Origin of the sequence: Acinetobacter sp. NIOH-H-8 (assembly GCF_046635365.1) — a bacterium.
In the GTDB taxonomy this organism is placed as follows: Bacteria; Pseudomonadota; Gammaproteobacteria; order Pseudomonadales; family Moraxellaceae; genus Acinetobacter.
Genome location: NZ_JBHDVN010000163.1, coordinates 1 through 468, shown reverse-complemented (window position 1 = coordinate 468; position 468 = coordinate 1). Strand labels below are relative to the sequence as shown.

1 protein-coding gene is annotated in these 468 nt (G+C 58.3%); it reads right to left on the bottom strand.

What is annotated here, in order from left to right; genetic code table 11:
- Nucleotides 1-468 (bottom strand): PTS sugar transporter subunit IIC (locus tag ACEWB7_RS17580; protein ID WP_411581034.1); only part of this gene is annotated, 468 nt, incomplete at both ends.

Sequence of the window (468 nt, the reverse complement as noted above, 5' to 3'; positions counted from 1 at the left end):
GATGACACCCAGTGCGACCAGGTTGAAGTTTGTGAAAGCCGCGGTGACGAAACCGAGGTAGAAGAACGGCATCAGGTAGCCTGCGCGCATCATGTTGATAACCATCGCATAACCAACCACGACGATCATGCCGCCGGCGATGTTCAGACCGCCTGTGACGACTTCAGGAATCGCATTCAGCATTCCCTGTACTTCGCTGGTGCCTACGGAGATGGCAACGATAACCGCCGGGATGGCGATACGCATTGCCTGCAGGAACAGAGAAGAAACGTGCAGCCAGGAGAGCGCCGTCAGGTTGCCGTTTTCAGCCGCCTTGTCCGCCGCGTGCTGGAATGCCACGGTGATGGTACGAACGATAATGGTCAGTACCTGGCCTGCCGCCGCCAGCGGAATCGCCAGCGCGATACCGGCGCCAATGCTTTGATGCCCAGCGATGACCAGAACGGTAGAGATGATGGACGCCAGTGC